The organism is Iodobacter violaceini, assembly GCF_011601265.1.
GTDB lineage: Bacteria > Pseudomonadota > Gammaproteobacteria > Burkholderiales > Chitinibacteraceae > Iodobacter > Iodobacter violaceini.
This window is the reverse complement of sequence record NZ_JAAOLX010000030.1, coordinates 1-960: the sequence shown is the minus strand read 5'-3', so window position 1 is coordinate 960 and position 960 is coordinate 1. Positions and strand designations below refer to the sequence as shown.

1 protein-coding gene is annotated in these 960 nt (G+C 56.9%); it reads left to right on the top strand.

The features are described 5' to 3' along the window. Nucleotides 1–960: type VI secretion system Vgr family protein (locus HA050_RS21700; RefSeq protein ID WP_166830584.1), on the top strand; the 960-nt coding region annotated here is incomplete at both ends.

Here is a 960-nt window from a genome sequence, read left to right as displayed (position 1 = left end):
TCCACACCGACGAGCAGGGGCGGATCAAGGTGCAATTTCACTGGCAGCGCGCTGCCGAGCACCCGGAGTTTGGCGCAAATCTGGATGATAAATCCTCCTGCTGGATCCGCGTCGCCTACCCATCGGCCGGTGCAGGCTTTGGGCATCAGTTTATCCCGCGCATCGGCCAGGAAGTTTTAGTCGATTTTATCGAAGGCGACATCGACCGCCCCATCATCACCGGCGTGGTCTATAACGGCAGCCACCCCGTGCCGACTTTTAGTGGCGCAGGCGCACTGCCCGCCAATAAAACCCTGTCTGGCATCAAAACCAAAGAACATGAAGGTGGCCAGTATGGCGAGCTGCTGTTTGATGATACTAAGGGCGAAGTTCGCACCAAATTATCCAGCGAACACGGCAAAACCCAGCTTAACCTTGGCTATTTAATTCACCCAAGAACCGATGGTAAGGGTGAGCCACGCGGCGAAGGCTTTGAATTACGCACGGATAATCAGGGCGCCATCCGCGCTAATGGCCTGCTGATTAGTACCGAAGCCAAAAGCGGTGCCAGCGGCAAACAACTCGACCGCAGCCCCGCGCAAAGCCAGCTGGAATCGGCTCTTGCGCTAGCCCAAAGCCTGGGTGAAACCGCCACCAACCAACTCGCCGACACCATCGAAACTGGCGACGGTGATAAAACCGTCAAGCCCGACAACAGCGCAGGCGACAAAGCCACCACCGGCCATCTGCACCACCATGTACACACCAGCAAAAGCTTTGAAGCTGGGTCAAATACCGACAAAGACGGCAAGAGCAAATCCAAAGATCAGGCAGGCCAGCAAAAAATCATCCTGCTGCATGGCGAGGACGGCGTAGCGATCACCAGCCCGCAAAGCCAGACCATCGCCGCAGGCACAAACCTCGATCTGGTCGCCCAAAGAGACACCAACCAAACCTCCGGCCGCCGCTGGATACACAATG